Annotated in this window: 5 protein-coding genes and 1 pseudogene; 3 read left to right on the forward strand and 3 right to left on the reverse strand. The window is 69.9% G+C overall.

Going from position 1 to position 5482, the window contains the following annotated elements:
• On the reverse strand, positions 1-981 hold a 981-nt coding region (locus tag G3N64_RS37930; protein ID WP_205788716.1), incomplete at its 3' end, for a CaiB/BaiF CoA-transferase family protein.
• The gene (locus G3N64_RS37935) at positions 978-1964 is read right to left on the reverse strand and encodes a hydroxymethylglutaryl-CoA lyase (RefSeq protein ID WP_205788717.1); all 987 of its coding nucleotides are present in this window, start codon (positions 1962-1964) and stop codon (positions 978-980) included. The genes G3N64_RS37935 and G3N64_RS37930, both read right to left, overlap by 4 nt.
• Positions 1965-2136: 172 nt before the next feature.
• On the opposite strand from G3N64_RS37935, the gene G3N64_RS37940 reads away from it, so the two are divergent.
• Together G3N64_RS37940 and G3N64_RS37945 are read left to right on the forward strand one after the other, a co-directional pair.
• Positions 2137-2958, forward strand: coding sequence for an IclR family transcriptional regulator (locus G3N64_RS37940; RefSeq protein ID WP_205788718.1), 822 nt, complete (start codon positions 2137-2139; stop codon positions 2956-2958).
• Positions 2959-3119: 161 nt separating this feature from the next.
• Positions 3120-3758 carry a 2-hydroxychromene-2-carboxylate isomerase gene (locus G3N64_RS37945; protein ID WP_205788719.1) on the forward strand — a complete coding sequence of 213 codons (639 nt, stop codon included), beginning with the start codon at positions 3120-3122 and terminating at the stop codon, positions 3756-3758.
• 46 nt (positions 3759-3804) lie between these two features.
• Here G3N64_RS37945 and G3N64_RS37950 read toward each other — a convergent pair whose 3' ends face one another.
• Positions 3805-4788: a LysR family transcriptional regulator gene (locus tag G3N64_RS37950; RefSeq protein ID WP_205788720.1), complete on the reverse strand. Its 984-nt coding sequence runs from the start codon at positions 4786-4788 to the stop codon at positions 3805-3807.
• A gap of 101 nt (positions 4789-4889) precedes the next feature.
• Between G3N64_RS37950 and G3N64_RS37955 the strand changes: the two are divergent.
• Positions 4890-5482, forward strand: a pseudogene (locus G3N64_RS37955) (MFS transporter); the annotation flags it as partial.

Raw genomic sequence — 5482 nt, forward strand, 5'->3', positions numbered from 1 at the left:
TCGATCGTCGAACAGGTCATGCGGTTTCGTGATCGGCGCGTACGGCAGGCCGTTCGATTCGAAGATCGCGCCGATCTCCGCGGCCGAATGCGGCGCGAGCCGCGCCCGCAACTCGGGCAGCAGCCAGTCGCGCGCCTGCACGCGCAGGTTGTTGGTCGCGAGGCGCGGATCGTCCTTCAGCGCGGCCAGGCCGAACGCGTCGCAGAACAGCGCCCACTGCGTGTCCGACACGACCGCGAGAAAGATCTGTTCGCCGTCCTTGACGGCAAACACGTCGTAGACGGCCCACGCGGAAATCCGGCTCGGCATCGGCGACGCGGCCTGCCCCGTCACCGCGAACTGCATCATGTGCTGCGCGACGAGGAACACGTTGTTCTCGAACAGCGAACTCTGCACCTGCTGGCCGCGGCCGGTGCGCTCGCGCTGCGCGAGCGCGGCCATCGCACCGATCGCGCCGAACATGCCGCCCATGATGTCGTTCACGCTCGCGCCCGCGCGCAGCGGCCGCCCCTCCGGGCCCGTCATGTACGCGAGGCCGCCCATCATCTGCACCACCTCGTCGAGCGCGGTGCGATGCTCGTACGGCCCCGGCAGGAAGCCCTTGTGCGACACGTACACGAGGCGCGGATTCAGCGAGTACAGCGCCGGATAGCCGAGGCCGAGCCGCTCCATCGTGCCGCTCTTGAAGTTCTCGCTGAAGACGTCCGCCGTCGCGACGAGCCGCAGCACGATCTCCAGCCCGCGCGGATCCTTCACGTCGACCGCGAGGCTCTTCTTGTTGCGGTTGAACATCCCGAAGAAACCCGCGCCCGAACCGCGCAGCACGCGCGTGCTGTCGCCCGCGATCGGTTCGATCTTGATGACCTCCGCACCGAGATCCGCGAGCAGCATCCCGCAGGTCGGGCCCATCACCATGTGCGTCATCTCGATCACGCGCACGCCTGCGTACGGCAGCGTCGAAGCCGGTTGATGGTCGTTCATTGCGCGACTCCCGTCAGGCATCCTTCCGGTTGCAGCACGGCGGGAGAACGGCCGTCCGCGTAGCGGAAACCCTTCGGCAGCCCGGCGTCCGGCACATGGCCGTACAGCGCCTCGGCCGGCAGGGCCGCGTGCAGGATAGCGCGCGCGGCCAGCAGCGCGTCGACGTCGATACCCGTGTCGAATCCCATCGCTTCGAGCAGGAACACGAGATCCTCGGTGACGATGTTGCCGGTCGCGCCCGGCGCGTACGGGCAACCGCCGAGGCCGCCCTGGCTCGCGTCGATCGTCGTCACGCCCGCGTCGAGCGCCGCGACGACGTTCGCGAGCCCCTGCCCGCGCGTGTTGTGGAAATGCGCGCCGCCGGCCTTGTCGCCGACTTCACGCTGCAGGCGCAGGAACAGCCGGCGCACCTGCGCCGGGTTCGCATAGCCGCTCGTGTCGGACAGCCCGATCTCGTCGACGCCGCATTCGGCCATCGCCACGGCCATCGCGATCGTCTCGTCGTCGCTGACGGCGCCGGCGATCGTGCAGCCGAACGCGACCGACACGCCCGCCTCGATCTGCACCGACGGAAACCGCGCGTCGCGCAGCGCGACGATCGCGCGCACCTCGTCGATCATCTGCGCGGGCGTCTTGCGGATGTTCGCCAGCGAATGCGCTTCCGTCACCGATACCGGCAGCGTCAGCTTGTGCACGCCGGCTTCGAATGCGCCCTCGGCGCCGCGCAGGTTCGGCGCGAGCGCGGCGACATGCAGCCCGGGAATCGCCAGCGCGTGCGCGACGACTTCGCGCACATCGGCCATCTGCGGCAGCAGCCTGGCCGGCACGAACGACCCGACCTCGATCTCGCGCAAGCCGGCCGCGGCCAGCGCCGTGATCCAGTGCAGCTTGCCGGCCGTCGGCATCACGGCCTGGATGCTCTGCAGGCCGTCGCGCGGCCCGACCTCGCTGACCAGCACCTTCGGATATTCGGAAACGCTCATTTGACACTCCATAGTTCTATCTGAAAGAACATCGTTCTGTTTGATGGAACTCTAAGCGTGCGCTGAATGGGCTGTAAGCGGGGTATACCCGTGAAATTGCGATTTTCTGGAACTTGCGTTCTATCAGACAGAACGATATAGTCGATCGACCATCATCCGAAGGAAGCAGGCAGTGCCTACGACTCATACCGATCACACCGGCGACGGGCCCGTTTCGCCGGCCGAAGAAGCGTCCAGCGGCGTCGCCGTTCTCGATCGCGCGTTCGCGATCCTCCGTGCGTTCGGGCAGACCGACGACCGGCTGTCGCTCGCGGAGCTGTCGCGCCGCACCGGGCTGTACAAGAGCACGATCCTGCGCCTGCTCGCGGCGCTCGAACATGGCGGCTTCATGCGCAAGCTCGACGACGGCCAGTACGCGATCGGGCACGAGCCGCAGCGGCTCGCCGCGCTGTACCAGCGTTCGTTCCGGGTCGGCCCGGTGATCGAGCCGCTGCTCGAGGCGCTGAGCCGCGAACTCGGCGAAACGGCGTCGTTCTACGTGCGCCAGGGCGACATGCGCTCGGTGCTGTACCGGGTCGAGCCCGCCCGCGCGGTGCGCGTGTCGATTCGTGTCGGCGAGGAGTTTCCGGTTCGCCAGGGCGCGTCCGGGAAGGTGCTGCTGGCGTTCACCGACACGCAGGATGCGCAATGGCAAGACGTGCGCGAACAGCTCTGGGCCGCGTCGTACGGCGAGCGCGACCCGGAGACAGCGTCGGCGTCCGCGCCCGTGTTCGGCGCGGCCGGCGAGTGTGTCGGCGCACTGACCGTATCGGGCCCGAAATCGCGGCTCGCCGCCGCGCCTGCGATGGCGGCGGCGCTCGCGATGCTGCTGCCGCTCGCGCAGAAGGCAACCGTGGCGCTCGGCGGAGCAGGCGCACGCTACGACGCGGCGGCCGTGCGCGACAGCCTCGCGCGGCTCGCGTCGGCGGCGGACCACGGCGACGCAGCGTCATAAGCGGTCGTAAGCGTCGGCCATAGGCGGCTGCGCGCGCCCGGCTACGCAACAGCGCAAAAGGCGGCCGCGTGCGACACTGGCCGCCGATGCATGCATCGCGCGCCGCCTGCGGGCGGGCCGCGCGTGCCACCGCCAACCGGACACGCTTGAGGGCAGCCACCATGAACGCCGCGCGCACCGCCACCTGGTATTTCGACTTCGTTTCGCCGTTCGCCTACCTGCAGCAGGAACAATTCGACCGGTTGCCGGCCGCCGCCGCGTTCGAGCCGCGGCCCATCGTGCTCGGCGCACTGCTCTCGCACTGGGGCCAGAAAGCGCCGGCCGAAATCGCGGCGAAACGCATCTTCACCTATCGCCACGCGCAATATCGCGCGGACAAGCTCGCCATTCCGTTCCGGATGCCGCCCGCGCACCCGTTCAACCCGATCAGGCCGCTGCGCCTCGCGATCGCGATGGGCAATTCACCCGACGCGATCCGGCGGATCTTCCGGCATATCTGGCGCGACGGCCAGGACGTGTCGACGCCGGAAGGCTTCGCCGCACTGTGCGAAGCCGTCGGCTTTCCGGAAGGCGTGACGGCCGTCGAAGCCCAGCCGGTGAAGGACGCGCTGCGCGCGAACACCGATGCCGCGATCGCGCATGGCGTATTCGGCGTGCCGACCTTCGAACTCGATGGCGACCTGTTCTGGGGCGAGGATGCGACCGACATGTTCGCCGACTGCGCGACGTCGCGCGCGTGGCTCGATTCGCCCGAGGTGCGCCGCATCAGCGCGCTGCCCGAAGGGATCCGGCGCGGCTGACGGTGCAGCCGCCACCCGGCGCTTGCGGGGCATCCCGCGTCAGATCTCAGCCGTCGCGCCCTTCGACGAGCCCCGGCACCGCCTCGCGCATCATCGCGGCGAACCGCACGAGCCGCGACGGATAGAACTGCGCATGCGGGTAGGTCAGGTAGACGGGCAGCGGCGCGGCCTGCCACTCGGGCGCGAGGTGGACGAGCTCGCCGCGCGCGAGGTGGTCGGCCAGCATCCATGACGAGCCGACGCACGCCCCCACCCCCAGCAGCGCCGCACTGCGCAGCGCGTAGAGGTTCGCGGTCGTGATGCGCGGGCGGATCGCAATGCGCCGCGTCTCGCCCGTGACCGAATGGGTGAGCGCGAGCTCGGTGCGGTAGTACGTGCGCAGCGCGAGCCACGGCAATGCGGCCAGCGCGTCGGGATCGGCCGGCACGTCGGCGCCGTTCAGCACGGACGGCGCGGCAACCACGAAGCGCGGCACCTTCGAAAGCCGGATCGCGACGACGGCCGGATCGGTCGGCTCGCCCACCTGGATCGCGCAATCGATGCCGCTGCCGACGAAATCCCGCACCTCGTCCTGCAGCAGCCACTCGACCGACACGCGCGGATAGTCGCGCAGGAACCGCGCGAGCGGCTCGACGAAACGCTCCTGGCCGAACGCGTGCGGCACCGCGACCCGCAGCAGCCCGTCGGGCTCCTCCTGTGCTCCGCGCAGATCGGCCTCGAACGCCGCCCAGTTCGCCAGCAACTCCTTCGCACGCTTGAAGCAGCGCTCGCCGTCGACGGTCAGCCGCATCGTGTGCGTCGTCCGTTGCAGCAGCCGCATGCCGAGCGAGCGTTCGAGCGCCTGCAGCCGCCGGCTGATCGTCGGCTGCGTCGTATGCAGTTGCGCGGCAGCGGCCGACAGGCTGCCGGCCTCGACTATGCGCACGAAGGTTTCCATCAGCTCGAAACGATAGCCGGCACCGTCCACCGGCACCGCCTGAACGCGCGGAGACCCGCCAGCAGCGGGAGAGAAGGGAGATTTTTCGGTCATTCGTGGAGCGTATAACAAATCTGCGCAGGGCGGCACTACCGTGGCCGGCCGCGTGCCGCCACACTCGCGTCCATCCCTTTATCTCACCCAGGATGTACGCGATGTCCACTCCGTCCCGTCTCGATGCCGCGCCCCTCGCGGCACACGCCCCGGCCCACCCGGCCGCGCATTCGATGCCCGATCGCCGGCTCGTGCTGCTGCTCGCGGCCGCCGCCGGCCTCGGCGTCGCCCCGCTCTACTACGCGCAGCCGATGCTCGGCGCGCTCGGGCCCGATCTCGGCGCGTCGGCACGCGCGATCGGCTTCGTGCCGACGCTCACGCAGCTCGGCTATGCGCTCGGCATCCTGCTGCTCGCCCCGCTCGGCGACCGCTTCGACCGCCGCCGCGTGATCGTCACCAAGGCCGCCACGCTGGTCGTCGCGCTGCTGCTTGCCGCAGTCGCGCCGTAGCTCGGGCTGCTGCTCGCGGCGAGCTTCGCGATCGGCCTCGCCGCGACGATGGCCCAGGACGTCGTGCCGGCCGCCGCGACGCTCGCACACGACGCGCATCGCGGCCGCATCGTCGGCACGGTGATGACGGGGCTGCTGCTCGGCATCCTGCTGTCGCGGGTCGTGGCCGGGTTCGTCGCCGAGACGGCCGGCTGGCGCGCGATGTTCGCGCTTGCGGCCGCCAGCGTCGCCGCGATCGGCGTCGT

This window comes from Burkholderia sp. Ac-20344, from assembly GCF_017104975.1.
Taxonomy (GTDB): domain Bacteria; phylum Pseudomonadota; class Gammaproteobacteria; order Burkholderiales; family Burkholderiaceae; genus Burkholderia.